This window comes from Pseudomonas sp. ERMR1:02 (genome assembly GCF_002277815.1).
Classification (GTDB): Bacteria; Pseudomonadota; Gammaproteobacteria; order Pseudomonadales; family Pseudomonadaceae; genus Aquipseudomonas.
Map to the genome: position 1 here is coordinate 141,505 of NZ_NKJI01000003.1, position 26,735 is coordinate 168,239.

A 26,735-nucleotide genomic window follows, 5' to 3' on the forward strand; every position below is an offset into this window, starting at 1 on the left:
AGAACCTGCGGGCAATGAGGGTCCCGCAAGAGGCAAGGGCGAGCGGGGATGCTCGCCAGTGTAAGTCGGTAGGAAGCTATTCGATAGCCTCATAAGGAAGCCCGACGTAATTTTCTGCAATAGTTTTTCGACCCGCTTCGGAGTCGACGAAGTAGTCCAGTTCCGACTCGGCGATGCGCTGGCTAAAGGCATCGTGCTCCTCGAAACGGTGCAGCATCGAGGTCATCCACCAGGAAAACCGTTCGGCTTTCCACACCCGGCGCAGGCAGATTTCGGAATACTTTTCGAGCAAATCGATACGGCCCTCGCGGTAGACCTTCAGCAGAATATTGAACAACGTACTGACATCGCTCGCTGCCAGGTTCAAGCCCTTGGCGCCGGTGGGCGGGACAATGTGCGCGGCGTCGCCGACCAGGAACATTCGCCCGTACTGCATCGGTTCGACCACGAAACTGCGCAGCGGCGCGATGCTTTTTTCGATGGACGGCCCGGTCACCAGTTTTTCAGCCAGGGCCACCGGCAGACGGGTTTTAAGTTCATCCCAGAAGCGTTGGTCAGACCAATCCTCAACCTTTTCATCCGCCGGGACTTGCAGGTAATAACGGGTGCGCGTCGCCGAACGCATGCTGCACAGGGCGAAACCTCGTTCGTGGCGAGCGTAGACCAGCTCCTCGTGAACCGGCGGGGTGTCGGCGAGGATGCCCAGCCAGCCAAACGGATAGACCCGCTCGAACACCTTCAGGCACTCGGCGGGAATCGACTGCCGCGCCACGCCATGGAAACCGTCGCAGCCGGCAATGTAATCGCAATCGAGGCGATACAACTCGCCGTCCTTCTCGAAGGTGACGAAGGTTTCTTCGGTTTTCATGCCGTGGGGAACAACGTTACTCGTCTGGTAAATCGTCTGCGCACCGACCTCCCGACGAGCGGCCATCAGGTCGCGGGTGACCTCGGTCTGGCCGTAGATCATTACGGTTTTGCCGCCGGTCAACGCTTGCAGATCGATGTGCACCTGGCGCCCGTCGAGGGCCAGTTCGAAGCCGCTATGGACCAACCCTTCGGCATCCATGCGCTGACTCACGCCAGCCTGGCGCAACAGCTCTACCATACCTTGTTCAAGGACGCCGGCACGGATGCGTCCGAGCACGTAATCCGGCGCCTGACGTTCAAGGATCAGGGTGTCGATACCGGCGTTGTGCAACAATTGGCCGAGCAACAGACCAGAGGGACCGGCACCAATAATAGCCACTTGAGTTTTCAGCATTTTCATTGTTTTTATGACTCGCAAGCTCCACGCGACCAGGGTCGGTGAATTATTTTTATGGATCGAGTGCTTGCATTTTTCACTTGCGGGTCTGTCAATTGAAGGTGAAAACTGAGCCGATACCTGTACATTCTGCCAATCGGTGCGATTATCGCCCGTCATCTATTCCGAGGCCTGGATTGAAGTGATGAACAAGCCTGACCTGCCATCCATTCCGGTGTTCAAGCTCTACGGTGAAAGCCTGGATTGGCCGACCCCGGACTTGCTGCACTGTGAAACCATTTCCAAACGCAGCCGCGAACATCAGTGGGAAATCAAACCTCACCGCCACGCCGATTTATGCCAGTTGCTCTTCGTATTCAAAGGTCAGGCAGAGCTTGAAATCGAAGGCAAACGTACACAACTGAGCGAACCGGCAATTCTGGTCATGCCGCCGTTATCGGTGCATGGCTATCGTTTTTCCGAAGAGGTCGAAGGATTTGTCGTGACCCTGGCGGCGCCACTGGTCGCCCATCTCCAGGCGCAACTGGGTAACTCGGTGAATGCCTTGGCCCAGGCTGAAAGTTATCCGGCCGGTAAGGACAGTGAGTACCTCAACAGCCTGTTTTCTGCTCTGCAAACCGAATACACAGGCCACCAACCGGCGCGGGAAATGCTCATGCATTCGCTGGTCAGCGTGATCATGGTGTGGGTCAGCCGTCAGGTGATCCAGCGACACTCGGCTACCCAACGGCCGCAGCGTGCCCGGGAGTATCTCAACGGTTTCATTCAACTGGTGGAAGAGACCTATCGTCAGCACGTCAAGGTCGAAGACCTGGCCCATCGACTGGGCATTTCCGTGTCCCACCTCAATGGCACGTGCCGCGAACTGGCGGGGCAACCGGCGTTGCAGATCATGCACGAGCGGCAGCTGCTGGAGGCCAAGCGCTTGCTGACCTATACCAGCATGACCATTTATGAAATGTCCGACGTGTTGGGGTTCTCTGATCCGACCAACTTCACGCGCCTGTTCCGACGCCGGGTCGGGATTTCGCCCAAAGCCTTTCGCGACCGCTTGAAGGCCGATCAGGACAATCAGACCTGATCGGCCGTTTTCAACGGCCTTCGTCAACGCAGGGCGTTGAGGGTCGCGTTGTGGGGAATGCAACGCTCGAAGTTGCAGCTGGCGTAATCACGGGGCAGGTTGCGCAACTGCTCCACTCGCCAGGCTGCAGCGCCATACAGCCCGAGCGTGACCGCGCAGGTGATGAAAATCGCGAGATATCTTCTTGTTTTGATGTTCATGGCGTTGACCTCTGAACGCATACCCTTCGGTATTACTTTGAGCATAGGTCAGCGTCAGTGAGTTGCCAGCAAACCAGAGCACTGAAACCCCCTGTAGGAGCCGGCTTGCTGGCGAAAGCGGACAGTCAGTCAGCACAATGTTGGATGTGATGACGTCTTCGCTGGCGAGCCAGCTCCTACAGGGGTTAGTTACAGGCCGATATCCCAGGCTGGCTCTTCGGGAAACCTGACCACCAGAAAGTCCAGCAGGCTGCGCAACGCCGCCGGCATGTGTTTGCGTGAGGCGTACACCGCATACACGTTCATCTGCCGTGGTTCGGCCCGAGGCAACAGGCGAACCAGTTCACCGCTGTGGATGTGCACGCCGGCCTGATAAGTGGGTAGCATCGCCACCCCGGCACCGGCCATGGCCGCGCGCAACAGTGTGCTGGCTTCGTTGGCGCTGATGTTGCCTTGCACCGGCACTGAAACCTGCTCGCCGTCCTGCTCGAAATGCCAGAGGCTTTTGCCGAAGTAGGAGTGGGTCAGGCAGTTGTGCTGGCTCAGCTCCTCGACCCGCTGCGGCGTCGGGTGCTCGCGCAGGTAAGCGGGGGAAGCGCAGATCACCGAACGGCAGACTGTCAGTCGGCGGGCGATCAAATTGGGGTCCAGATCAGTGCTGGTGCGGATCGCCAGATCGATGCGCTCATCCACCAGGTTCACTGTGCGGTCGAGCATCTGCATGTCGATGCTGACGCCGGGGTAGCGTTTGACGTACGCCGCCATGGCATCGGCCAGTTGCGCCTGACCGAACGAGGTGCTGACGCTGATGCGCAGCTGGCCGCGCGGTGCCTCATCCGGCTCGCTGACGGCGGCTTGCAGGTCGTTGCACAGCTCAAGCATCTGCCGACAACGGGGCAAGGTTTCGCTGCCAGCGGCAGTCAGGCTCAGTTTGCGGGTGGTGCGGTGCATCAGGCGCGCGCCGACCCAGTCCTCCAGTTCCGCCAGATACCGGGAAACTACAGGCCGCGACAGCTCCAGATGATCAGCGGCGGCCGACTGGCTGCCGAGGTCAACCACCGTGACGAACACTCGCATTGCTTGTAGACGATCCATGATTTGCCCGATTTCAGAAACAAACTATGTTCCAGCATCGCATTTTTTGTACTGACTTAGGCAACTAAGCTCTGCTCCCATGTGCTTCTGGCTTTCTGTAGGAGCGAGCTTGCTCGCGATGGTCGTCAACGATGACGCGGGACATCAGACAGCCCGTGTCGTCCATGCATCCATCGCGAGCAGGCTCGCTCCTACAGGGGGCGGGTTCTAAATTCAGATAAAGGTGTGAACAATGATCGGCTTCACCTCACTCAAACGCATTTTCCTGGCCACCACCCTCGGTTTTGCCGCCCACGCCAGTGCATCGACGCTGACGCTGGATGTCTACAACCCTGGAGACAAGGCGATTTTTCCGGTGACCTCGGTGCTGGTCAGCGGTGAGAAAGACGCGATCCTGGTGGACGCGCAATTCGGTGAATCCCAAGCCGAGCAGGTGGTGGAAAAAATCCGCGCCAGCGGCAAGCATCTGACCACCATCTACATCAGCCACGGTGACCCGGATTACTACTTCGGCCTTGACACCCTGACCGCTGCATTCCCCAAGGCCAAAGTGCTCGCCTCGCAGCCGACCGTTGATCACATCAAGCAAACCGTCGCCGGCAAACTGGCGTTCTGGGGACCGAAGATGGGTGCCGAGGTACCGGCCAAAACCATCGTGCCGGACGTGCTCAAGGGCGACAGCCTGATCCTCGAAGGGCAGAAGTTGCAGGTGGTCGGCCTGGAGGGCAAACAGCCAGATCGCAGCTTCGTGTGGATTCCGTCGATCAAGGCCGTGGTCGGTGGTGTGGTCGTGGCAGAAAACATCCACGTGTGGATGGCCGATACCCAGACCCCGCAGTCTCACGTCGAATGGTTGGCTACGCTGCACGCTATCGAAACCCTGAAACCGAACACCATCGTGCCGGGTCATTACCTGGGCGAGAGCGCACGGTCCCTGGCCGCTGTGCAGTTCACCGCGGATTACATCAAGGCCTTCGACGAAGAAACCGCCAAGGCCAAGGACTCTGTCGCGTTGATCGCCGCGATGAAAAAACGCTTCCCGACACTGGGTGAAGAAAGCTCACTGGAGCTGAGCGCCAAAGTCGCCAAGGGCGAGATGAAGTGGTAACCCGTTTTAACTGAAATCGAAGCAGCCCAACCCCTGGAGAACTTCATGAGCAAAATCGCAATTATCGGTGCTACCGGTCGTGCCGGTAGCCAACTGCTGGAAGAAGCCCTGCGTCGCGGTCACAGCGTCACCGCCATCGCCCGTGACACCTCGAAGATCACCCCGCGTGCCGGCGTGGTCAGCAAAGCTGTCGATGCGCTGGATGCTGCAGCGTTACAAGCGGCAATCGTCGGTCATGATGTGGTGATCAGTGCGGCGCATTTTTCGACGCTGCCAGCCAGCGCTGTCATCGGCCCGGTAAAGCAGGCCGGGGTTCAACGTCTGCTGGTGGTGGGCGGTGCCGGTTCGCTGTTGTTGCCGGACGGCACTCGCGTCATCGATAGCGCAGGCTTCCCGCAGGAGTACAAAGCCGAAGCGGGTGCCGGTGCTTTGTTTCTTGAAAACCTGCGTCAGGAGCAGGATCTGGACTGGACCTTCTTGTCGCCATCGGCAGAGTTTGTCGAAGGCGAGCGCACGGGAAAATTCCGGATCGGCAAGGATGATTTGCTGGTGAGCAGCGAAGGTCGCAGCTGGATCACGTTCGCCGATTTTGCGATTGCGCTGCTGGATGAAGTGGCAGCGCCGAAGCATTCGCGACAGCGTTTTACTGTCGGGTATTGAGTACACAGATCGTTCCCACGCTCTGCGTGGGAATGCCTCAACGGACGCTCTGCGTTCGGCTTTTGATTTGGGACGCGGAGCGTCCCGGGCTGCATTCCCACGCAGAGCGTGGGAACGATCAGCGAGGGGGGCGTCAGCGTGATTGAGCCTGCTCCACCAGCCACCCCATCAACTCACGTAACTTCGGCGAAGGCGCGGGTTTCTCCGGGAAAACCAGGTAATACGCCAGCCCCGTTTTCACCTTCAATTCGAAGGGCATGACCAGCCGTCCGGCATTCAGGTCATCGCCAATCAGCGACCAATCGCCAATTGCCACACCGGTTCCCTGAGACGCCATCGACATTGCAAGATCCAGGGTTTCGAAGTGCTGACCCTTGCTCACATTGCTTAAGTGAACATCCGCCGAGGCCAGCCAGACTTTCCAGTCGCGCTCATCCCGCGTCGGGTGCAGTAGCAAGTGCTGTTGCAGATCCGCCGGTGTCTGCAATGCCAGCGGCCCTTCCAGCATCGGTCGGGAACACACCGGCGTCAGTTGCTCATCGAACAGGTGACAGGACGCCAATGAGCTATCCGGCGACGGGCCGTACATCACCGCCGCATCGAATTGCTCACGATGAAAGTCCACGCCATGTTTGACTGTGGTGGTCAGTTCCACTGGTACGTCTGGCCGTTCTTTTTGCCACTGCAACAGCCGGGGCAACAACCAGCGCATCACGCAAGTTGGCGCCTTGAGTTGTAAGGTTTCGCGCTTCTCGCCGATCTGCTCCACCGCCTCGTCGATCAAGCCGAAAATCTGCTGCACCCGTGGCAGCCACTCTCGTCCTTCGGCCGTGAGGTCCAGGCCTCGGGCTTGGCGAATGAACAGCTCATAACCCAGATGCTCCTCCAGCCCGGCGATCTGCCGACTCACCGCGCCTTGGGTGATGAACAGCTGTTCGGCAGCTCGGGTGAAGTTGCAGCACTGCGCGGTAATCAGAAAAGTGTGCAGCGCCGGCAGGGGAGGCAGTCGTTTCATTGGGATCCAAGGTATGACGTGAGGACATGGCTAGTATGACTTTTTATCCATTGTTGCGGCTACGTGTCGCCCGTTCCAATGAGGCCATCCCTGGACCTGCGAATCCATCATAAACACAGCGCAGGCCCGGCGTCTCAATCGAACAAGAAGGGCAATGACATGGCGACGTGCGGCGAAGTATTGGTCAAGTTACTCGAAGATTACGGAGTCGAGCAGGTGTTCGGCATTCCAGGCGTTCATACCGTGGAGCTGTATCGCGGGTTGGCCCGTTCGAGTATCAACCATGTCACTCCGCGGCACGAACAAGGCGCCGGTTTCATGGCCGACGGCTATGCCCGCACCAGCGGCAAACCGGGTGTGTGCTTCATCATCACCGGCCCTGGCATGACCAACATCACCACCGCGATGGGCCAGGCTTACGCCGATTCGATTCCGATGCTGGTGATCTCCAGCGTACAAACCCGCAACCAGTTGGGCGGTGGTCGCGGCAAGCTGCACGAGCTGCCGAACCAGAGCGCGCTGGTCGGCGGCGTGGCGGCGTTCTCCCACACCCTGATGTCGGCGTCCGAATTGCCGGGCGTCCTGGCCCGGGCCTTTGCGCTGTTTCAGGCGGGTCGTCCGCGTCCTGTGCACATCGAAATTCCGTTGGACGTGCTGGTTGAAGAAGCCGATGACCTGCTTACCAGCCTGCCGGTAAATATTGATCGCGCGGGTGCTGCACCGGCCGCCGTGAGCCGCATGACCGAGCTGCTGGCCGGCGCCAAGCGTCCGCTGATTCTCGCCGGTGGCGGTGCCATCGATGCCGCCGCGGAGCTGACCGAACTGGCCGAACTGCTGGACGCGCCAGTGGCCCTGACCATCAACGCCAAAGGCATGCTTGAGTCCGGCCACCCGTTGCTGATCGGTTCGACCCAGAGCCTGGTCGCGACCCGTGCGCTGGTCGCCGAGGCCGACGTGGTGCTGGCCATCGGCACCGAACTGGCCGAGACCGACTACGACGTCACCTTCGCCGGTGGTTTCGAGATTCCCGGTAAGCTGCTGCGCGTCGACATCGACCCGGATCAGACCGTGCGCAACTACCCACCGCACGTCGCGCTGGTAGCCGACTCGCGCAACGCCGCCCAGGCCTTGCTCAGCGCGTTGTCGCACAAGTCGCTGGCCGAGCGTGGCAGCGATTGGGGTCAGGTGCGTGCCGCCCGTTTGCGTGAAGAACTGGCCGCTTCCTGGGATACGCCAACCCTGGCCCAGACCCGTTTCCTGGAAACTGTTCTGCACGAATTGCCGGACGCCGTTTTCGTCGGCGATTCGACCCAACCGGTGTACACCGGCAACCTGACATTCAACCCCGAGCGCCCGCGTCGCTGGTTCAACTCGTCCACCGGCTACGGCACCCTCGGTTACGCCTTGCCGGCGGCGATTGGCGCCTGGCTCGGCGGCAGCACTGAAAGCGGTGCGCGTCCTCCGGTGGTGTGCCTGATTGGCGACGGTGGCTTGCAATTCACCTTGCCGGAACTGGCCAGCGCTGTTGAAGCGCGCACTCCGGTGATCGTGCTGCTGTGGAATAACCAGGGTTACGAAGAGATCAAGAAATACATGGTCAACCGCGCCATCGAGCCGGTGGGCGTAGACATCTACACCCCGGATTTCATCGGTGTCGCCAAGGCCCTGGGCTGCGCCGCCGAAGCGGTCAACGATGTCGAGCAACTGCGCAGTGCCTTGCGTGTGGCCGCTGATCGCCAGGGTCCGACCTTGATCGAAATCGATCAGACCGCATGGACCAAGGCGGTGTCGAAATGACTTTCCCAACGACTATCGACGGTCTGTTCATAGACGGTAAATGGTCGGCCGGCAGCGAACATTTACGCGTGATCAACTCGGCGACAGAAGCCTTGTTGACCACCGTGAATGGCGGTGACGAACGTGCTGTCGATCAAGCCGTCAGCGCCGCGACCAACGCCTTCGCCGACTGGTCGAAAACCAGCGGTGCCGAGCGTGGCGCGATCCTGCGCAAAATCGCCGCGGGCGTGCAGGCCGGTCGTGACCAGTTGATGCATTTGCAGTCGAGCAACAACGGCAAGCCACAGTTCGAAGCGGCCATCGATGTCGATGACGTGATCGCCACCTTCGAGTATTACGCGGGTCTGGCCGAAGGGTTGGACGCGAAACAGGACAGCGTCGTCGAGTTGCCGAGCGATGACTTCAGCGCACGCCTGCGCCGCGAACCTTGTGGTGTGGTTGGCCTGATCGTGCCGTGGAATTTCCCGATGGTCACCACCGCATGGAAGCTCGCCCCGGCCCTGGCCGCTGGTTGCTGCGTGGTGCTCAAACCGTCGGAAGTGACGCCGCTGCCGGAACTGCAACTGGCGACGATCATTGCTGATGCAGGCTTGCCTGCCGGTGTGTTTAACGTGGTTTGCGGCACTGGCCTGGCCGTTGGCGCGCCGCTGTCGGCGGACCCGCGAATCGCCAAAATTTCCTTCACCGGCAGCAACGCTGTAGGCGTGCAGGTCATGCAACGCGCGGCGGAAACCGTGAAAGGCGTGAGCCTGGAACTGGGCGGCAAATCTTCGCTGCTGGTGTTGGCCGATGCCGATATCGAGCTGGCGGTTGAAGTGGCTTGCGGTGGTGGTTTCTTCAACGCCGGGCAAATGTGCTCCGCCACGAGCCGCGTGCTGGTCGCCGATGAACTGGCCGATGAATTCCTGATTCGTTTGAAGGCCCGCGCCGAAGCGATTCGTGTGGCCGACCCGTTCGACCCGAACGTGGAAATGGGCGCGCTGGTCAATCAGGCGCAATACCAGCGCGTGCTTGGCCACATCGATCGCGGTTTGAGTGCCGGCGCCAAGCTGATTTGCGGCGGCAATCGTCCAGCGGACCTGCCGCGCGGATATTTTTTGCAGCCGACGATTTTCACCGAGGTGCCCCTCGATAGTGCGCTGTGGTGTGAAGAGATTTTCGGCCCGGTGATCTGCGTGCGCAGTTTCGCCTCTGAAGCCGAAGCGATTGCCCTGGCCAACGACAGCCAGTTCGGTCTGGTCGCCAGCGTCGTCACGCGTAATGCCGAAGCGGCTGATCGCGTCGCCAACGCTTTGCAGGCGGGGCTAGTGTGGATCAACGCGCCGCAGGTGATCTTCCCGCAGACCGCCTGGGGTGGCTACAAACAGAGCAGCATCGGTCGCGAATTGGGACCGTGGGGCTTGCAGGCTTTCCAGGAAATCAAACACGTGATTCGCGCCGTCTGCCCCCTCTAACTGTAGGAGCGAGCTTGCTCGCGATGGACGTTAACGATAACGCGGGGCATCAGGCAGCCCGCGTCGCCCATGCGTCCATCGCGAGCAAGCTCGCTCCTACAGGAGGCATGCGCTGGCGTCATGGCTTCAATGAATTTTTTTCGATAGTCAGGTGTTTGCACGACCTCAGGATGAACCCGTCGGCTCAGCTAACGCCCCGTAAATATGGGACTTTAAGCAGATCTGGCCGCGCGGATGCAACGGTTGCGACCAACCTCATAATCTACAAAAACAAAGGGAGTCCGTAATGGGCGAGCACGATCTGAACAGACGTCAATTCATCAAAACCGTGGGCGTAGCCTCGGTTGCCGCAGCGGCCATGAGCATGCCGTTCATCAAGGCCAATGCCAGCGACACCCGTTTTCAAGGCAAGACCCTGCGTCTGTTGACCTGGTCCGATGACACGGGCCTTGCGGCATTGCGCAACATCGCCGCGACGTTCGAAGACAAGTATGGCTGCAAGGTTATCGCCGACCGCACCGGCAGTACCTCGGAGATGGTCGCCAAACTCAAGGCCGGCGGTGATCGTCCGCAGTACGACGTCATCACCCTGGCAGGCGTCGGCGCCGAAGGTCTGGCCGCCGCTAATCTGCTGGAAAAACCCGACCTCAACCGCATTCCCAACCTGGTCGACGTACCGGAGAAATACCGCACCGGCGCCAATGGCCACGGTATCGGTTACCTGCTCTGGTGCAACAGCCTGGTTTACAGCACCCGCACCCTGAAGAAGCGCCAACCAGTTACGCTTCCCTGTGGGACGCCGAGCTGGCGCCGAACATCTTCCTGCCGCCGCCGAACTGGACCGAGGCCATGGACTTGATCATCATCGCCGCCAAACTGGCCGGTGGTGACGAGCACAACATCGAACCGGGCTTCAAGAAGCTCGCCGAGCTCAAGGACCGCGTGGTGACCCTGGGCGAAAACCCGAACCAGATCGCCGAGCTGTTCCGCACCGGCTCCCTGGACATGGGCGGCCTCTACGCACCGGCATTCTTCCCGAAACAGATCCGCGATCCGAACTACGGTCTGAGCGCCACATTTGGCATGAAGGAAGGTTTCTACACCGACCTGATGCAGTCGGTGATGCCGAAGAACCGTCCGGGCGATACCGACCTGGCCTATGCCTTCATCAACCACTCTCTGGACCCGTTGGTGCAGGGCAAGATGGCCGAAGACATCTACAACGGTCCGGTCAACGCCAAGGCGATCATCTCCGCCGAAGCGCGCAAGAGCCCGTACATCCTCACGCCGGAGCAGATTGCCGAGAAGGCGATCATGCACGACAACGCCTTCCTGGCCACCGTGCATGACCAATGGATTCGTCGTTACACGGAAATCTTTTCTTCCTGATCTTCGACCACTGAAGATCCCCTGTAGGAGTGAGCCTGCTCGCGATCGCGCGCTGACATTCACCATCAATGTCAGCTGATAGACCGCTATCGCGAGCAGGCTCACTCCTACAAGGGGCCGGGGTGGTCTGAAGATCTGTGTTTGTCAGCTGCTTTCCATTGACGAGACCCTTGCTATGGAACACCAACCTCTGACCCATCCGGTGAGTGCCGCCCCCGTGCGCGCCAATCGGGGTGTTTCGCCTACGGCGCGCGCCTGGTTTTTCCTCTCGCCGTCGATGCTGTTTCTGGGCGTGCTGATTGCCGCCAGTCTGCTGGTGCTGCGCATGAGCGTGGGCACCAAAGGCGCGGAATGGTCCGGGTTCAGCCTGGCCAGTTACGCCCAGTTGCTGGAACCGTACTACCTCAAATCCTTGCTGCTGACCCTGCGTCTGGCGCTGATCAGTGCGGTGATCGCGGTGGTGCTGGCGATCCCGGTGGCCTACACCATGTCGCGCCTGACTTCACCGTTCGTGCGACGCATTTTCCTCGCCGCGGTGCTGTTGCCGTTGCTGGTCAACCTGCTGCTGCAAAGCTATGGCTGGCTGGTGATTCTCGGCCCGGGCGGAATGCTCAACCAGACGCTAATGGGCCTGGGCCTGATCAAGCGTCCGATCATGCTGCTGTACAACCAGAACGGCGTATTGATGGGCCTGGTGCAAACCGCCTTCCCGCTGGCCGTGCTGCCGATTGCCAGCGCCATGCGCGGCGTAGCCCGCAGTTACGAAGAAGCGGCCGCCACCCTCGGCGCCAGTCGCTTTCAGGTGTTCCGCCAGGTGGTGCTGCCCATGAGCCTGCCGGGGATCATCACCGGTGCGACTTTGGTGTTCGCCTACAACGCCAGCAGTTTTGTGGTGCCGTTGCTGCTCGGTGGCCGACGCGTGCCGATGCTGGCGGTGATGGTGCATGACCAGATCGCCCCGCTGATGAACTGGCCCGCCGCGTCCGCTGCCGGGGTAGTGCTGATCGTAACCACGCTGGCAATCATGACGTTGTCCGAATACATCACAGGCCGTCGTCGGCGCATGCTGGAGGCTTCGCAATGAGTTCCCTGACCAAGAAGCGCCACTCGCTGTTGCCGGGTGAAACCGGCAAGTTCGCCGGCATCCTCTCGGGCTTCATCCTGCTGCTGGCAGTGCTGCCGATCCTGACCATGATCGTCATGTCCTTCAGTGGCGCATCGAACCTCGACTTCCCGCCGAGCAGCTACAGCCTGCAGTGGTACAAGGCCGCATGGCACACCTTCGTGTCGCCGGACGCCAGCGATGTGCTGAGCTTGGGCAAAGCCATGACCACCAGCCTGATGGTGGCGTGCCTGACCATGATCTTCGCCACGATCATCGCGGTGCCGGCGGCTTACGCGTTGACCCGTTGCGAGTTCCGTGGCAAAGCCGTGGCGCTGCAACTGATGTCGCTGCCGCTGGTGTTCCCGATGGTGGTGCTGGGGCTGGCGTTGTTGCTCGTGTTTGACAGCCTGCCGTTCCAGATGACCACTTCGCGGCTGGTGATCGCCCATGTGATCCTCGCCCTGCCGTTCGTGGTTAAAAACTGCACGGCGGCCATGCTGTCCATCGGCAGCGAAGTTGAAGAGGCCGCGCAAATGCTCGGTGCCTCACCGCTGCGGGCGATTGTCGACGTGGTAGTGCCGTTGATGAAGTCGGGGATTCTGGCGGGCATGCTGCTGGCGTTCATCGTCTCGTTCAACGAATTCACCGTGACCTATTTCCTCTACACCATCGACGTCATGACCGTGCCGATCTGGATGTACAGCCGCACCGTGTCTTCGCTCGACCCAACCGTATTTTCGTTTGCCGTGCTGATCGTGCTGATCGACTTTGTGCTCATTTGGGCACTTGAAAAGTTGGTCGGTGAAGGTGGCGTTTCGTTCTGATTTCTTGAGGTGGTTCTTATGTCTGGTCTGATTCTGGAAAACGTCGAGAAATATTACGGCTCGGCCTGCGCGGTAAAGGATGTGAACCTGCATTTGCCCGAAGGCAAACTGGTGTGTTTCCTGGGGCCCTCGGGCTGTGGCAAAACCACCTTGCTGCGGATGATCGCCGGGCTTGAAACCCTAAGCGGCGGCGAGATTCGCCTGGATGGTGAGGACATCGGCCACACCCCGGCGCATCTGCGCAATTTCGGCATGGTCTTTCAGTCTCTGGCACTGTTCCCGCACATGACCGTGGGGGAGAACATCGCCTATCCGCTGAAACTGCGCGGGGTCAGCAAGGCTGACCAGCAGGCGCGGGTGGTGGAGTTGCTGGAACTGATTCAACTGCAACCGATGATTGATCGCCCGGTGGCCAAACTCTCCGGCGGCCAACGTCAGCGCGTTGCGATTGCCCGGGCGATTGCCAACCACCCGAAAATCCTCCTGCTGGATGAACCGCTGTCGGCGTTGGACGCCAAACTGCGCGAGTCGATGCAGGTGGAAATCCGTCAGCTGCAACAGCGCCTGAACATCACCACCATCATGGTGACCCACGACCAGCGCGAGGCCATGACCATGGCCGACATCGTCGTGGTATTGGGTGAGCACCGGGTGCAACAGGTCGGCACGCCGATCGAGATTTATCGGCATCCGGCCAACGAGTTCGTCGCCGACTTCATCGGCTCCGGCAACATCTTCCCGGCCACGGCGCTGGGCAACGGCAAGGTCAGCCTGCCGGGTGGCGATGCGCTGCAAGTGCCGATCTGCAGCAGCATTGTGGTGGGGGAGAAGGTGAAGATGCTGATTCGCCCTGAAGACCTGCAACTGTCGCCGGCACAGGCGACAGCGGGCAACCGCTTGCTGGGCAAAGTGACGTTCGTGCGCGATATCGGCGCGACCATCGAAACGACAGTGGAGTGTTCTGGCGTTTCGTTTACCGCGTTGAGCACGCCGTGTCAGGGGATTGGCTTGAGCATCGGGCATCCGGTGTCGGTGACGTTGCCGGCGGAGGCTTGCCGCGTACTTGGAGCGTGACAGGACACAGTCCCTGTAGGAGCGAGGCTTGCCCGCGAAGAACGATAACGCGGTTTGTCAGGTTCACCGCGTTGACTTCTTCGCGGGCAAGCCTCGCTCCTACAGGGTGTGTGAATCCGACTACACCGACAACCGCAACCGCGCCAAATCCCTCAAAGGCGGAGCCCCGAACAGCCGGCTGTACTCCCGGCTGAATTGCGAAGGGCTTTCATACCCGACCCGATACCCCGCCGCCGAGGCTTCCAGCCCTTCGGCCAACATCAAGCGCCGCGCTTCCTGCAGGCGCAGTTGCTTCTGATACTGCAAGGGGCTCATCGCCGTCATCGCCTTGAAGCGGTGATGCAATGTCGACACGCTCAGGTTCACTTCCTTCGCCAGATCATCGATGCGCAGCGGTTGCTCAAAATTGCCGTTGAGCCATTTGATTGCCTGGCTGATGCGATGGCTCTGACTGTTGGCAATGGCGATTTCGTAGAGCCGATGGCCCTGCTGACTGCGTAGCAGCCGATAGAGAATTTCCCGCCGAATCAGTGGCGCGAGCATGGCGATGTCTTTCGGTGTATCGAGCAACCGCGTCAGGCGCAGTACTGCATCGAGCATCGCGGTATCGAGACGCTCCACATACAGCCCGCGCCCGGTCGGCCGAGAAGGCACGCCCATGGGGCCGGCGTCGGCGATCAACGCGGTGATTTCTGCCGGGTCGATATCCAGCCGCACCGCCAGGATCGGTTCTTCGGCCGAGACGTTCACAACCCGCCCGCTGAGCGGCATCGAGACCGAAACCACCAGGTAATTCAGCGGATCGTAATTGAAGTACTCGTCAGCCAGCCGAACTTCCTTGCGCCCCTGGGCCATGATGCACAGCGCCGGTTGCGCGAGAACCGGGGCGAAGTCGTGGTTCTGGCTGTGGCGCGACATGAACAGCGAGTCGACAGCGGTAGCATAATTGCCATCTTCGGCGGTGTTGCGACGAATGATCGCTGCCAGCTCTGCACGTTGTTTTTCCATCTCGGCATCCAGCGGGTCTGGCTGCTGGTGTGGAAAGTGATCGAGCGACGACATGCAAGGCATCCTCGGCAGGGCAGGAGTGATGGGGCAGAGCATATGTTTGTGCAAGCCGCAGCGGTAGACACATTCTGTCAAATGCTTGCCTGATTCTGCACGGGGTCGCTCATATGCCAGCTCATGATCAGCGTGCAGGTGGGCAGCGCCTACACAAACCTCGTATGGCAGAACCGTGACATTGTTTTACACACTGTTACAGGCTGCCTGTGCAGTTTCGCAGGATTGTGCAACGCACCGGCAGGAATCGACTAACGACACACGCGCATCGGCCTTTAACCTTTGATCCTGTCGCAGCCCGTCCATGGCTGCCACGCGACTCCCCGGGAGGGTTGAACATGTCAAAGCAGATCCCCGTCAGTCATATGGCCTTTGTTCGGGCACGCGCCGGACGTTCGCAAGAGCTGGGTATGCGCCTGAGCGCGCTGATCGAGCCGTCCCGCTCCGCGCCAGGCTGCCTGAATTTTGCCTTGCAGCATTCACAATGCGATCCGCAGCTGTGGCTGGTGTCCGGCTTCTGGGTCAATCAACAGGCCATGACCGCGTACTTCAATACCCCGTCCATGGAGGTTTTTGCCGAGCTGGTGCAGGAACTGGTGGTCAACAGCCTGGATTTTCATACCTTCAAGGAAGTATCGGCGGCGCAGGCCCTTAGACAGTCCGGGGCAGCGGTACACAAACTGGCTGGTTGAGGGTTTAATGCAGCATTCTCAATCAGCCAGGATGCGCGACATGGCACGCAAAGCCTTTGAAACCTTCGAAGCAGTATCGGCCGTAGTCCCCCGCGAAGGCGGGTATTACGCGGCAATCGCCACCAAAGCCATCGGCGGCTCGGGTGCGCCTCGTTTCAATAAGTTGCTGGAAGAGCAGACCTTCAAGACCGCCACAGAAGCGGACGAAGCCGCCGCATTGGAGCTGACACGCCTCAAAGGCGTCAGCGAAGACGGCGAGCTGGTCTGGTAGCTACTTTTTCGCCCCCGGGCGATACATCTTGAACAACGCCTCAGGCCCCAGCTGGAAATAATCCGCCGGCCCGCCGCCGCGCAGAATCGGTTCTGCCGCGGCGGTGTCGTACACCCCATCCTTCAACAGCCACTTGGCGATATGCACGGCGACCACTTCGCCGAGGATCAGCCAGCTTGGCACTACATTCCCGTCCGCGCGCTGCAACTGAATGATCTGCGTGACCTTGCACTCGAAGGACACCGGGCTTTCGGCGACCCGTGGCACCTGAATGATTTTCGAGGCAACCGGGGTCAGTCCGGACAGCTCGAATTCGTCCACCTCTGCCCCGACCATGGCGCTGCTCTGGTTCATCTGCCCGGCCAATGGCCGTGTGGCCAGGTTCCAGGCGAACTCGCCGGTCTGTTCAATGTTGTTCAGGCTGTCTTTACGCCCAACGGTGGAAAAACCAATGATCGGCGGGATGTAGTTGAAGGCGTTGAAGAAGCTGTAAGGCGCCAGGTTCAAGCGACCGTTGGCATCCTGTGAAGAGATCCAGCCAATGGGGCGCGGGCCGACGATCGCGTTGAACGGATCGTGGGGCAGGCCGTGGCCGTTGGCGGGTTCGTAGTAGTGGATGTCGTCGGGCATGGGCCAGTGTTCCTGAAGGCTTCAATCGGAGGAGAGCCATAGTGCAAGGACAGGCATTATTTTTCCAGTCAATGGAACCCCCTGTAAGAGCGAGGCTTGCCCGCGCTTGTGTGACAGATTTTTCATAAAGCGCTTACCCAATTTTCACCGCCCTGCCTCCAGTCTGCGCACCGCGCTTTAACCCTGAGAAATGGTCGTCATGAATACTGGAGCTGTATCCCGATGAATAAATTGCCTCAAATCACCTTGGCGTTCTGGGTGATGAAAATCTGTGCGACGACTCTGGGGGAAACTGCCGGTGATTTGCTATCGATGACCCTCAACGTCGGTTACGCCGTCAGTTCGTTGATTTTGATCAGCGTCTTTGTTCTGACATTAGTCACGCAACTGATGTCGAAAACCTACAAGCCGGTGCTGTACTGGATCGTGATCCTGTCGACCAGCACGGCGGGCACCACCATGTCCGACTTCATGGACCGTACCCTCGGACTGGGCTACGCCACGGGTTCGATGATCCTGATTGCGATTTTGATAGGGATTTTTGCCGCTTGGCGCCTCAGCGGGGATTCGTTGAACGTGACCAAGGTCCAGACCTTCCGTGGCGAGATGTTCTACTGGATGGCGATTTTGTTTTCCAACACCCTGGGCACCGCACTCGGCGATTATCTGGCTGATGATTCGGGGCTTGGCTTTGCCGGTGGCGCGCTGTTGATCGGGTCGACCATTGCGCTGGTGGTGTTGCTCAAATACTTCACGAAGATTTCGTCGGTGCTGTTGTTCTGGGTGGCGTTTGTGCTCACTCGACCATTCGGCGCGACGCTGGGGGATTTCCTGACCAAGCCTCATGAAAAGGGCGGCCTGGATTTCGGCACCATTGGATCGTCGCTGGTATTGGCAGGGATTCTGGTGGTGTTGATTGCGGGGGCTTCTTACGCACAGAACAGGTATGGGAAACAGGCGACTGCCGAATTGATTTGATACCGAGTTGCGGCCTTCGCGGGCAAGCCTCGCTCCTACAGGTTTGATGGCATTCACATATTTTGTGATCAACTCAATCCTGTAGGAGCGAGGCTTGCCCGCGAAGAGGCCGGTACAACCGACCTCGATGTGCCTGTCAGTCAGTAACAATCCGCGAATGCTTACGGGTGTCTTTCATGGTGATGTACACCAGCAACGACACGGCGATGCACGCGGTGACATACCAGTAGTAGCCGGTTTCCATGCCGATGCTCTTGAACCACAGCGCGATGTATTCGGCGGTACCACCGAAGATCGACACGGTCAGCGCGTAGGGCAGGCCAACGCCCAGGGCGCGGATTTCGGTGGGGAACAGTTCGGCTTTGACCACCGCGTTGATCGAGGTGTAGCCGCTGACGATGATCAGCGCCGCCATGATCAGGAAGAACGCGCCCCACCAGGACTGGATGGTGTGCAGGGTCATCAGGATCGGCACGGTGAAAATCGTACCCAGCACGCCGAAGGCGATCAGGATCGGACGTCGGCCGATCTTGTCCGACAGACCGCCGATGATCGGTTGCAGGCACATGAACAGGAACAGCGTGGCGGCAGAGATGGTGGTGGAGTCGGAAATGCTCATGCCGACGGTGTTCACCAGGTATTTCTGCATGTAGGTGGTGTAGGTGTAGAACGCCAGGGTACCGCCCATGGTCAGGCCGACCACGGTCATCAGTTCCTTCGGATGACGCATCAAGGTGCGCATCGCGCTTTCCTTGGCCTTTTCCTTCTTGGTGAACGACTCGGTTTCTTCCATGCCGCGACGCAGGTAAAGCGCGACCACGGCACACAGCGCGCCGATGGCGAACGGGATGCGCCAGCCCCAGGCATACAGCTGTTCAGTGGTTAGTGTTTGTTGCAGCACGATCAGTACCGCCAGCGCGATGAGCTGGCCGGAGATCAAGGTCACGTACTGGAAGCTGGAGTAGAAACCCCGACGTTCCTTGGTCGCCATCTCGCTGAGGTACGTCGCGGAGGTGCCGTACTCGCCACCGACCGACAGGCCTTGCAGCAGGCGGGCGAACACCAGCAGGATCGGCGCACCGATGCCAATGGTTTCGTAACCGGGGCTCAGCGCGATCAGCAGCGAGCCAAAGCACATCAGGTACACCGAGGCCATTAGCGCTTTTTTGCGCCCGACCTTATCGGCGTACAAGCCCATCAGCCAGCCACCGATAGGGCGCATCAAAAAGCCCACGGCGAAGATTGCGGCGGTATTCATCAGTTGTGCGGTGGAAGACCCGGCGGGAAAAAAGGCCTTGGCAAAATACAGGGAGAAGGCGGCATAGACGTACCAGTCATACCACTCGACCATGTTGCCGACGGAGCCGCTGAAGATCGATTTGATACGGCTGGCGGTGGTTCTTGGTTTGGCGGTCGCGGCAGCCGACCCAAGGGGCAGGGCGTTGGAGTTATCCATTGAAGGATCCTTCGTTTAATTGTTTTTGTGGAGCGCGTTTAAACGCAGCCTGCAGGGGCTATAGCAGGAGCTGTGCCAAGAGGAAGAGGGTTGGTTTAGAGGGGTGTTTAAGAGTTGTTGAGCGGAAATCCGCTTATTGCCTGTTGGGTAGCTAGCGGATTTCCGCGCACCGGGTGATTCCTGTAGGAGCGAGGCTTGCCCGCGAAAAACGATAACGCGGTTGGGCAGATACACCCCGGTGACTTCTTCGCGGGCAAGCCTCGCTCCTACGGGACGGTGGCGAACCGGGTCAGAAGAACATCTCCCTGGTGAGCCCATGCCGCTGCATCTTTTCATTGAATGTGCGACGCGGCAGTTGCAGCTCCTCAAGCACGGCTTTGACATCACCCTTGTGCCGCGTCAACGCTGCGCGCAGGCACTGTGCTTCAAAGGCTTCCTGTTGCGCCGCCAGTGACTGCCCGGGTTCGATGCCCGCTGGTACTGGCTCGCCAAGCCCCAGAACCTGGCGCTCGGCCACGTTCGCCAGTTCTCGCACATTGCCCGGCCAGTCGTGGCTCAACAGATGGCTCAACTGCGGCCCGCTCAATGGTGAAGAGGCGCGACCCAGACGTTCGGCGGCATGACGAGCAAACGATTCGTACAACAGTGGAATGTCTTCGCGGCGGTCGCGCAACGGTGGCAGACGCAACTCGGCCACGTTCAAGCGATAGGCCAGGTCTTCGCGAAAACGCCCGGCCCGCGCTTCGTCGAGCAGGTCCGGTTTGGTCGCGGCGATGATGCGCAAATCCACGCGGATGCTCTGGTTCGAACCCAGGCGTTCCAACTTCTGCTCTTGCAACACCCGCAGCAATTTCACCTGCTGCGCCAGGGGCATGCTTTCGATTTCATCGAGAAACAACGTACCGCCATCGGCGTATTCAAGCTTGCCGATGCGCTTGCCCTGGGCGCCTGTGAACGCGCCGCTTTCGTGGCCGAACAACTCGGCTTCAAACAGTTGCTCGGGGATGGCCGCGCAGTTCAACGCGACGAAGGGTTTGTCGGCGCGCGGCCCGAAGTCGTGCAGGCAACGGGCAACCAGCTCCTTGCCGCTGCCGGTTTCGCCGCGGATCAGCACGTTGACCGGCAGCGCTGCCAGGTCCAGCACTTGCCCGCGTAGGGTCTGCAAGCCACGGGATACGCCGAGCAGCGTGGCATCGAGTTTGGCGCGATGATCAGCCTGTTCATGCAAAGCGCGGTTTTCCAGGACCAGCCGGCGCTTGTCCAGGGCGCGGCGCAGGCTGCCGAGCAGGGTTTCGGGGCTGAAGGGCTTTTCCAGAAAATCGTAGGCGCCATCGCGCATTGCATCGACGGCCATGGGTACGTCGCCGTGGCCGGTCAGCAGGATCACCGGCAGGTCGGCATCGCGCCGTTGCACCTCAGCCAACAATTCCAGCCCCGTCATGCCGGGCATGCGCACATCGCTGAGAATCACTCCGGCAAAATGCTTCGGCAGTTGCGCCAGACACTCGTCGGCACGGCTGAACAACTGCACCTCGAAACCCGACAGGCTCAGCCATTGTTCGACGGCACTGCGGATGCTGCTTTCGTCGTCGACCACCATCACTGAGTTGAGCATGAGCCATGGGCCTCCAGATCGATGGGCAGGGTGAGGGTAAACACCGCGCCATTGGCGTGATTGTCGGCCGTCAGGCGACCGCCGGATTCGTGAACGATAGCGAAAGAAACCGCCAGGCCGATCCCCAGGCCATCGCCCACCGGTTTGGTGGTGAAAAACGGATCGAACAACTTGGGCAGATTTTCCTCTGCGATACCGCTGCCGTTATCGATGACGCTCAATCGCCACAATTGTTCGTCGGCTTGCAGGCGGACTTCCAGGCGCCTGCAGGGTTTGTCCTGCATTGCATCCAGCGCGTTGCGCAACAGATTGATCAGCACCTGCTCCAGCCGAATCGCATCGCCGCGCACCCAGGCCGGGCGCGTCAGGTGCAGCACGGTGCTGACCTGTTCGTCGCGCAATCGTGTGTCGAGCAGTTGCAGCGACTGGTCTACCACCGCCGTGAGGTCCAGGCGTTCGCGCAAGCCGCTGGGGCTTTTGCGGGCGAAGGTTTTGAGGTGACCGGTGAGGGCGGCCATGCGGGTCAGCATCTCGTCCACCGGTTTAAGCGCCTTGTAGGCGTCATCGACCCGGCCGTGATCGAGCAGTAGCCTCAAAGTAGCAAGCTGCATGCGCTGCGCAGTCAGCGGCTGATTGATCTCGTGGGCCAGCGCTGCCGACATCTGGCCGAGGGCGGCGAGTTTGGCCGATTGCACCAGACCGTCCTGGGCAGTGCGCAGGTCGCGGGTGCGTTCTTCCACCAGTTGTTCAAGCTCCTCGCGACTGCGCTGGCGCAGTTTGGCCAGACGCCAGCGCTGGTTGAGAAACAGCAACAGGAACACCAGGGTCAGCCACAATCCGGCTGCCGCGAGTGCGGCGTTGCGGCTGTCTTCGAAGGCGACCTGGGGGCGGCGCAGCAGGTGCAAGGTCCAGCCTTCGGCGGCCAGCGGCAAGGATTCCCACAGGTAGTCGGCATTGCCGTCCGGACCATTGACCCGTGCCAGTTCACTGTTGTCGTCGAAGTGGCGCAGCGATTGGTATTCAAGCGGTGTCAGCGGCTGCTTGTCGTATTGGCGGGTGGTCTTGAGTTCGACGTGATCGCTGTCGCTCAGCGGTTTCAAGTGGCGGTAACGCCAGCCCGGCTGGTTGGCGATGAAGATGATCTCGCGGGCGTCGCTGACCAGCAGCGTGTCGTTGCCCTGGCGCCATTCGCGTTCCAGTTCGGGAAACTCCAGCTTCACCACCATGGCGCCGAGAAACTGCCCATCGTCGTTGGTTACGGCGCTGGACAGGAAATAACCCGGAATGCCGCTGGTCACCCCACGGCATAGAAGCGTCCGGTGCCTTGGGTGCGGGTCTGGTTGAAGTAGGGACGAAAGCCGTAGTTGTGTCCGACGTAACTGCTGGGCAAACGCCAGTTGCTCGCTGCCACGGCGAGGCCGGTGCGATCGAGCAATTCCAGGGTGGAGGATTCGGCGGCACCGTTGATTTTTTCCAGTTTTCGGTTCAGCACATCCTGTTGCTCGAGGCTTACCGGCCCTTTGAGCGCGTCACGCAATTGCGGGTCCAGCGCCAGTACCGAGGGCAGGGCACGGTAGCGCTCGATCAGGGTATGCAGGGACGTGGCGTACAGTGCCAATTGCTGATTGGCGCGGGCGGCGTCTTCGACCAGAGCCTGACGCTCGGCGTGACGCATCGCCAGCGTGGCGGCAAGGGCTGCACCGGCGAGGATTAAAAAGGTGTATAGCGTCAGGCGCAGGGGGCGAGAAAACTCAGACATGCCGGGCATTACACAGTAGAGACGGTGGGGCGCACCATAACAGAAGCGCCTGCCGTTGTAGGAGCGAAGCTTGCTCGCGAAGGACTTAAGAACAACCTGTTTAATCAGGATAAACGCGTAATCGTTCCCGTCCTTCGCGAGCAAGCTTCGCTCCTACAGGGGGTATGAGTGGGCAATAAAAAGGCGACAGAGGATTCCCCCTGTCGCCTTTTTTGATGGTCAGTCGAAGCGCTTACTGCACTTCCACCGCCAAACTTTCACTGATCTTTTTCTGCCAGATGGCAGGACCGGTGATGTGTACCGACTCGCCTTTGCTGTCGACCGCAACAGTCACAGGCATGTCTTTGACGTCGAACTCGTAGATCGCTTCCATACCCAGTTCGGCGAACGCGACCACGCGAGACTTCTTGATCGCTTGCGCCACCAGGTAAGCCGCGCCGCCCACTGCCATCAGGTAAACGGCTTTGTGGTCCTTGATCGCGTCGATGGCGGTCGGGCCACGCTCGGATTTACCGATCATGCCCAGCAGGCCGGTTTGCTCGAGGATCTGACGGGTGAACTTGTCCATCCGCGTGGCAGTGGTCGGGCCAGCCGGGCCAACCACTTCTTCGCGTACTGGATCAACCGGGCCGACGTAATAGATGAAGCGACCTTTGAGGTCCACCGGCAGGGTTTCGCCCTTGTTCAGCATCTCGACCATGCGCTTGTGCGCGGCGTCGCGACCGGTGAGCATCTTGCCGTTGAGCAGGACAGTCTCGCCCGGCTGCCAGCTTTGCACTTCTTCCGGGGTCAGGGTGTCGAGGTTGACACGACGGGCCGACGGACCGGCTTCCCAGACGATTTCCGGGTAGGCGTCCAACGGTGGCGCTTCCAGCGAGGCCGGGCCGGAACCGTCGAGCACGAAGTGCGCGTGACGGGTGGCGGCGCAGTTCGGGATCATGCATACCGGCAGCGAAGCGGCGTGGGTCGGGTAGTCCATGATCTTCACGTCGAGCACGGTGGTCAGACCGCCGAGGCCCTGGGCGCCGATGCCCAACTGGTTGACCTTCTCGAACAGCTCCAGACGCATTTCTTCGATGCGGTTCTGTGGGCCGCGAGCTTTCAACTCGTGAATGTCGATGGATTCCATCAACACTTCCTTGGCCATCACTGCGGCTTTCTCGGCGGTGCCGCCGATGCCGATGCCGAGCATGCCCGGTGGGCACCAGCCGGCGCCCATGGTCGGAACGGTCTTCAGAACCCAGTCGACGATCGAGTCGGACGGGTTGAGCATGGCCATTTTCGATTTGTTCTCGGAACCGCCGCCCTTGGCCGCCACGTCCACTTCCACGGTGTTACCCGGAACGATGGAGTAGTGAATAACGGCAGGGGTGTTGTCCTTGGTGTTCTTGCGAGCGCCCGCCGGGTCGGCGAGGATCGAAGCACGCAGGACGTTTTCCGGCAGGTTGTAGGCGCGACGAACGCCTTCGTTGATCATGTCGTCCAGGCCCATGGTCGCGCCATCCCAGCGCACGTCCATGCCCACGCGGACAAACACGGTCACGATGCCGGTGTCCTGGCAGATCGGACGGTGGCCGGTGGCGCACATGCGCGAGTTGATCAGGATCTGCGCTATCGAGTCGCGGGCTGCCGGGGATTCTTCACGCAGGTAGGCCTCGTGCATCGCCTGGATGAAATCCACGGGGTGGTAATAGGAAATGAACTGCAGGGCGTCGGCAACGCTCTGAATCAGGTCGTCTTGCTTGATCACGGTCATGAGTCGCGCTCCTCTAAAAGACGGGAACATTCAATAAGGTGCTTGCAGCTTGGGTGCATCGGTCGGTTGCAAGCACCTTTCAAGGCACGCCGGGCATGCTGGCGCGACGCTAAAAAGGCGCGGCAGTATACCGCGCCTCGCTCATGGGCACACCCGCCGGTAGTCAATCGTTGGTCGCATATATGCGCATAACTCCTGTAGGAGCTGGCTTGCCAGCGAAAACGTTCCTCCAGTCGATGCAAGTGGCGCCTGAACCACCGCCTTGGCTTGGGCGAGTCCATCCAATTACAGGGATAGTGAGCTGCGTCCGAAAATTGGATGGTCATTTATCGGCCACGCCACTAAAGTGACATCCAGTCTGTAGAGTAGGACGCTCTATCAGTCTCCTTTCATTCGGTGAGTCAACGATTGACCCATAACGCCATCCAGCGACTGTTACTCAAACGTTTTGCCCTCGCGGCCGGCACCTACGCCCTGGCATTGCTGTTGCTGTGGCTGGCGTTTTTCACCGGTCACTATCAGGACTCGCTGTTGGGCGTGGCCGTCGGCAGCGCGCTGGTGGTGATCAGTCAGGCGACGCTGTTCGTGGTGTTCTATTGCGGCTACAGCCTGCGTTTCGCCGACCCCAGCCTGACCGAGGTCCAGGTGTTGTTGGGGTTGGGGTGGCAAACCTGGTTGATCGCCCATCTGGGCGATGCGCGCGGGGCATTCCTGGTTTTTTATGTCTTGATTCTGCTGTTCGGGTTGTTCCATCTGTCCCGTCGATCGTTCCTGCGCTGTGCCCTGCTGGTGTTCGCAAGTTTCAGCGCGATCACGCTGTGGGAGGGCTATCACTTCCAGCTGCCCGACCCGGCACTGGCGGCGTTGCAGGTGTGCGTGCTGTTGATCGTATTGGTCTGGCTGGTGCTGTACGCCGGTTATGTTCAAGCCTCGCGCCACCGCATGCGTCAGCGGCGTTTTGCGTTGCAGGCGCACCAGGACACCTTGCGCGGGATGATGCGCCAGCTCGAAGACCTCGTCGCCACCGACGAATTGACCGGCCTGTTCAATCGCCGGCATTTCCTTAGCCTGGCCTCCCGCGAGCTCAATGCCATGGATGCCGGTGTGGTGCACGGCCTGGCGCTGATCGACCTCGACCATTTCAAACGCATCAACGACATGCACGGCCATGCCGCTGGCGATCAGGTGCTGCAAGCCTTTGCCGGCGTGGCTACCGCGTGCTTGCGCGAGGGTGACGTTCTGGCCCGCTACGGCGGCGAAGAATTCGTGGTGCTGCTGCCCGATTGCGATGCCGATAGTTTGACCTCGTGTTGCGAACGGCTGCGCATCGCGTTCACCGATGTCGAGTTGCTCGGTCTGAATGTGCGCAACCTCAGCCTGTCCGCCGGCATGACCCTGCTGGCGCCAGGGGACGACCTTGACGATGCCTTGCAGCGGGCCGATCAGGCGCTATATCGCGCCAAGCGTGACGGTCGCAACCGTTGTGCGGCAGCGTGGGAAAACGTCGATGCCTGAGTTGCGCGTCGGCGACCGCCATTGGTTGGTGGCGGGGGGCAGCAATCTGCTCGATGCACTGAATCAGAACGGCGTGGCGGTGCCCTATAGCTGTCGCGCCGGCAGTTGCCATGCGTGCCTGGTGCAGTGTGTGCAAGGACTACCGAGCGACAGTCGTCCCGATGCCCTGAGCGTGGAGCAACGCCAGCAAGGCTGGCGTCTGGCGTGCCAGTGCCAAGTGGTCGAGGACTTGCAGGTGCACACTTTCGACCCGCAGCAGGACGGTCGTCCCGCAGAGGTTGCTGCCGTCGATTGGTTGAGCGCCAGCGTGCTGCGCTTGCGTCTGACCCCGCAGCGTCCGTTGCGCTATAGCGCCGGCCAGCATCTGGTGTTGTGGGCGGGTAATGTGGCGAGGCCGTACTCCCTCGCCAGCCTGCCGGAAGACGATCGCTTTCTGGAGTTTCACCTCGATTGTCGCCTGCCGGGGAAATTCAGCGATGCGGCCCGTCAGTTGAATATCGGCGATCCGATTGGTCTCGGCGAATTGCGCGGCGGGGCGTTGCACTACGACCCGGACTGGCACGACCGACCATTGTGGCTGATGGCTTCCGGCACCGGACTGGGGCCGTTGTTCGGTGTGCTGCGTGAAGCGTTGCGCCAGGATCACCAAGGCGCAATCCGCGTCATTCACCTGGCCCATGATGCCAATGAGCACTATCTGGTCAAGCCCTTGCAGGCCATGGCCGCCAGCCGCACGAACCTGAGCATCGAGCTGTGGACCGCGGCCGAGTTACCGGCGGCTTTGGCGCAACTGCGGCTTGTTTCACGGCAAACCCTGGCCTTGCTCTGCGGAGCTCCCGACAGTGTCGATGCCTTTGCCCGACGCCTGTATCTGGCGGGATTGCCGCGCAATCAACTGCTGGCCGATGTCTTCCTGCCCCGAGCGAGCTAGT

At 60.3% G+C, this 26,735-nt stretch carries 22 protein-coding genes and 2 pseudogenes; 14 read left to right on the forward strand and 10 right to left on the reverse strand.

Annotated features, from left to right (window positions below; genetic code table 11):
- Positions 1–76 precede the first annotated feature (76 nt).
- Positions 77–1,261, reverse strand: a complete 1,185-nt coding sequence (gene pobA / locus CES87_RS06680; RefSeq protein WP_178081400.1) for a 4-hydroxybenzoate 3-monooxygenase — start codon at positions 1,259–1,261, stop codon at positions 77–79.
- A gap of 190 nt (positions 1,262–1,451) precedes the next feature.
- Between pobA and CES87_RS06685 the strand changes: the two genes are divergently transcribed.
- On the forward strand, positions 1,452–2,348 hold the full coding sequence (locus CES87_RS06685) for a helix-turn-helix domain-containing protein (RefSeq protein ID WP_128605498.1): 897 nt from the start codon (positions 1,452–1,454) through the stop codon (positions 2,346–2,348).
- Between the two features lie 23 nt (positions 2,349–2,371).
- On the opposite strand, the gene CES87_RS32350 is transcribed toward CES87_RS06685, so the two are convergent.
- Both CES87_RS32350 and CES87_RS06690 read right to left on the reverse strand, forming a co-directional pair.
- Positions 2,372–2,548: a hypothetical protein gene (locus CES87_RS32350; RefSeq protein WP_172901564.1), complete on the reverse strand. Its 177-nt coding sequence runs from the start codon at positions 2,546–2,548 to the stop codon at positions 2,372–2,374.
- 189 nt (positions 2,549–2,737) lie between these two features.
- Positions 2,738–3,643 (reverse strand): LysR family transcriptional regulator, encoded by a 906-nt coding sequence (locus tag CES87_RS06690; protein ID WP_218196255.1) that lies wholly within the window; start codon positions 3,641–3,643, stop codon positions 2,738–2,740.
- A 232-nt stretch (positions 3,644–3,875) separates the two neighbouring features.
- On the opposite strand from CES87_RS06690, the gene CES87_RS06695 reads away from it, so the two are divergent.
- Together CES87_RS06695 and CES87_RS06700 are read left to right on the forward strand one after the other, a co-directional pair.
- The gene (locus tag CES87_RS06695; RefSeq protein ID WP_128605499.1) at positions 3,876–4,751 is read left to right on the forward strand and encodes an MBL fold metallo-hydrolase; all 876 of its coding nucleotides are present in this window, start codon (positions 3,876–3,878) and stop codon (positions 4,749–4,751) included.
- A 45-nt stretch (positions 4,752–4,796) separates the two neighbouring features.
- Positions 4,797–5,411 carry an NAD(P)-dependent oxidoreductase gene (locus CES87_RS06700; protein WP_128605500.1) on the forward strand — a complete coding sequence of 205 codons (615 nt, stop codon included), beginning with the start codon at positions 4,797–4,799 and terminating at the stop codon, positions 5,409–5,411.
- Positions 5,412–5,544: 133 nt separating this feature from the next.
- Here CES87_RS06700 and CES87_RS06710 read toward each other — a convergent pair whose 3' ends face one another.
- Entirely contained in the window at positions 5,545–6,426 is an 882-nt protein-coding gene (locus CES87_RS06710; protein WP_128605502.1) for a LysR substrate-binding domain-containing protein, read from the reverse strand.
- Between the two features lie 159 nt (positions 6,427–6,585).
- Between CES87_RS06710 and CES87_RS06715 the strand changes: the two genes are divergently transcribed.
- The 6 genes and pseudogenes from CES87_RS06715 (at position 6,586) to CES87_RS06750 (ending at position 14,069) form a co-directional block, all read left to right on the forward strand.
- The gene (locus CES87_RS06715; protein ID WP_128605503.1) at positions 6,586–8,223 is read left to right on the forward strand and encodes a 5-guanidino-2-oxopentanoate decarboxylase; all 1,638 of its coding nucleotides are present in this window, start codon (positions 6,586–6,588) and stop codon (positions 8,221–8,223) included.
- On the forward strand, positions 8,220–9,677 hold the full coding sequence (locus tag CES87_RS06720; protein ID WP_128605504.1) for an aldehyde dehydrogenase family protein: 1,458 nt from the start codon (positions 8,220–8,222) through the stop codon (positions 9,675–9,677). Before CES87_RS06715 ends, CES87_RS06720 begins: the two co-directional genes overlap by 4 nt.
- A 286-nt stretch (positions 9,678–9,963) precedes the next feature.
- Positions 9,964–11,066, forward strand: a pseudogene (locus CES87_RS06730) (ABC transporter substrate-binding protein).
- Positions 11,067–11,241: 175 nt separating this feature from the next.
- Positions 11,242–12,150, forward strand: coding sequence for an ABC transporter permease (locus CES87_RS06740; RefSeq protein ID WP_128605507.1), 909 nt, complete (start codon positions 11,242–11,244; stop codon positions 12,148–12,150).
- Positions 12,147–12,995, forward strand: a complete 849-nt coding sequence (locus tag CES87_RS06745) for an ABC transporter permease (protein WP_128605508.1) — start codon at positions 12,147–12,149, stop codon at positions 12,993–12,995. The genes CES87_RS06740 and CES87_RS06745 overlap by 4 nt, the downstream gene beginning before the upstream one ends.
- An 18-nt stretch (positions 12,996–13,013) precedes the next feature.
- Positions 13,014–14,069 (forward strand): ABC transporter ATP-binding protein, encoded by a 1,056-nt coding sequence (locus tag CES87_RS06750; protein WP_128605509.1) that lies wholly within the window; start codon positions 13,014–13,016, stop codon positions 14,067–14,069.
- A 120-nt stretch (positions 14,070–14,189) separates the two neighbouring features.
- Here CES87_RS06750 and CES87_RS06760 read toward each other — a convergent pair whose 3' ends face one another.
- Positions 14,190–15,131 carry an AraC family transcriptional regulator gene (locus CES87_RS06760; protein ID WP_128605510.1) on the reverse strand — a complete coding sequence of 314 codons (942 nt, stop codon included), beginning with the start codon at positions 15,129–15,131 and terminating at the stop codon, positions 14,190–14,192.
- Between the two features lie 338 nt (positions 15,132–15,469).
- Between CES87_RS06760 and CES87_RS06765 the strand changes: the two genes are divergently transcribed.
- Both CES87_RS06765 and CES87_RS06770 read left to right on the forward strand, forming a co-directional pair.
- Entirely contained in the window at positions 15,470–15,823 is a 354-nt protein-coding gene (locus tag CES87_RS06765; protein WP_128605511.1) for a putative quinol monooxygenase, read from the forward strand.
- Between the two features lie 40 nt (positions 15,824–15,863).
- Complete coding sequence (locus CES87_RS06770) at positions 15,864–16,094, forward strand: hypothetical protein (RefSeq protein WP_128605512.1); 231 nt, start codon at positions 15,864–15,866, stop codon at positions 16,092–16,094.
- Here the strand turns inward: CES87_RS06770 and CES87_RS06775 are convergent, their stop codons facing one another.
- Entirely contained in the window at positions 16,095–16,724 is a 630-nt protein-coding gene (locus CES87_RS06775; RefSeq protein WP_128605513.1) for a flavin reductase family protein, read from the reverse strand.
- Between the two features lie 222 nt (positions 16,725–16,946).
- On the opposite strand from CES87_RS06775, the gene CES87_RS06780 reads away from it, so the two are divergent.
- A complete protein-coding gene (locus CES87_RS06780) occupies positions 16,947–17,702 on the forward strand; it encodes a hypothetical protein (RefSeq protein ID WP_128605514.1) in 756 nt (251 codons plus the stop codon).
- A 136-nt stretch (positions 17,703–17,838) separates the two neighbouring features.
- On the opposite strand, the gene CES87_RS06785 is transcribed toward CES87_RS06780, so the two are convergent.
- The 4 genes and pseudogenes from CES87_RS06785 to CES87_RS06805 all read right to left on the reverse strand — a co-directional run bounded on the left by CES87_RS06785 (position 17,839) and on the right by CES87_RS06805 (position 24,288).
- Positions 17,839–19,158: an MFS transporter gene (locus tag CES87_RS06785; RefSeq protein WP_128605515.1), complete on the reverse strand. Its 1,320-nt coding sequence runs from the start codon at positions 19,156–19,158 to the stop codon at positions 17,839–17,841.
- A gap of 289 nt (positions 19,159–19,447) precedes the next feature.
- Complete coding sequence (locus CES87_RS06795) at positions 19,448–20,773, reverse strand: sigma-54 dependent transcriptional regulator (RefSeq protein WP_128605516.1); 1,326 nt, start codon at positions 20,771–20,773, stop codon at positions 19,448–19,450.
- A pseudogene (locus CES87_RS06800) lies at positions 20,758–22,532 on the reverse strand (ATP-binding protein). The gene CES87_RS06795 and the pseudogene CES87_RS06800 overlap by 16 nt, the downstream one beginning before the upstream one ends.
- 232 nt (positions 22,533–22,764) lie before the next feature.
- A complete protein-coding gene (locus CES87_RS06805) occupies positions 22,765–24,288 on the reverse strand; it encodes a fumarate hydratase (RefSeq protein WP_128605517.1) in 1,524 nt (507 codons plus the stop codon).
- Between the two features lie 408 nt (positions 24,289–24,696).
- On the opposite strand from CES87_RS06805, the gene CES87_RS06810 reads away from it, so the two are divergent.
- Positions 24,697–25,803: a diguanylate cyclase gene (locus tag CES87_RS06810; RefSeq protein WP_128605518.1), complete on the forward strand. Its 1,107-nt coding sequence runs from the start codon at positions 24,697–24,699 to the stop codon at positions 25,801–25,803.
- On the forward strand, positions 25,796–26,734 hold the full coding sequence (locus CES87_RS06815; protein WP_128605519.1) for an iron-sulfur-binding ferredoxin reductase: 939 nt from the start codon (positions 25,796–25,798) through the stop codon (positions 26,732–26,734). Before CES87_RS06810 ends, CES87_RS06815 begins: the two co-directional genes overlap by 8 nt.
- Position 26,735 lies beyond the last annotated feature (1 nt).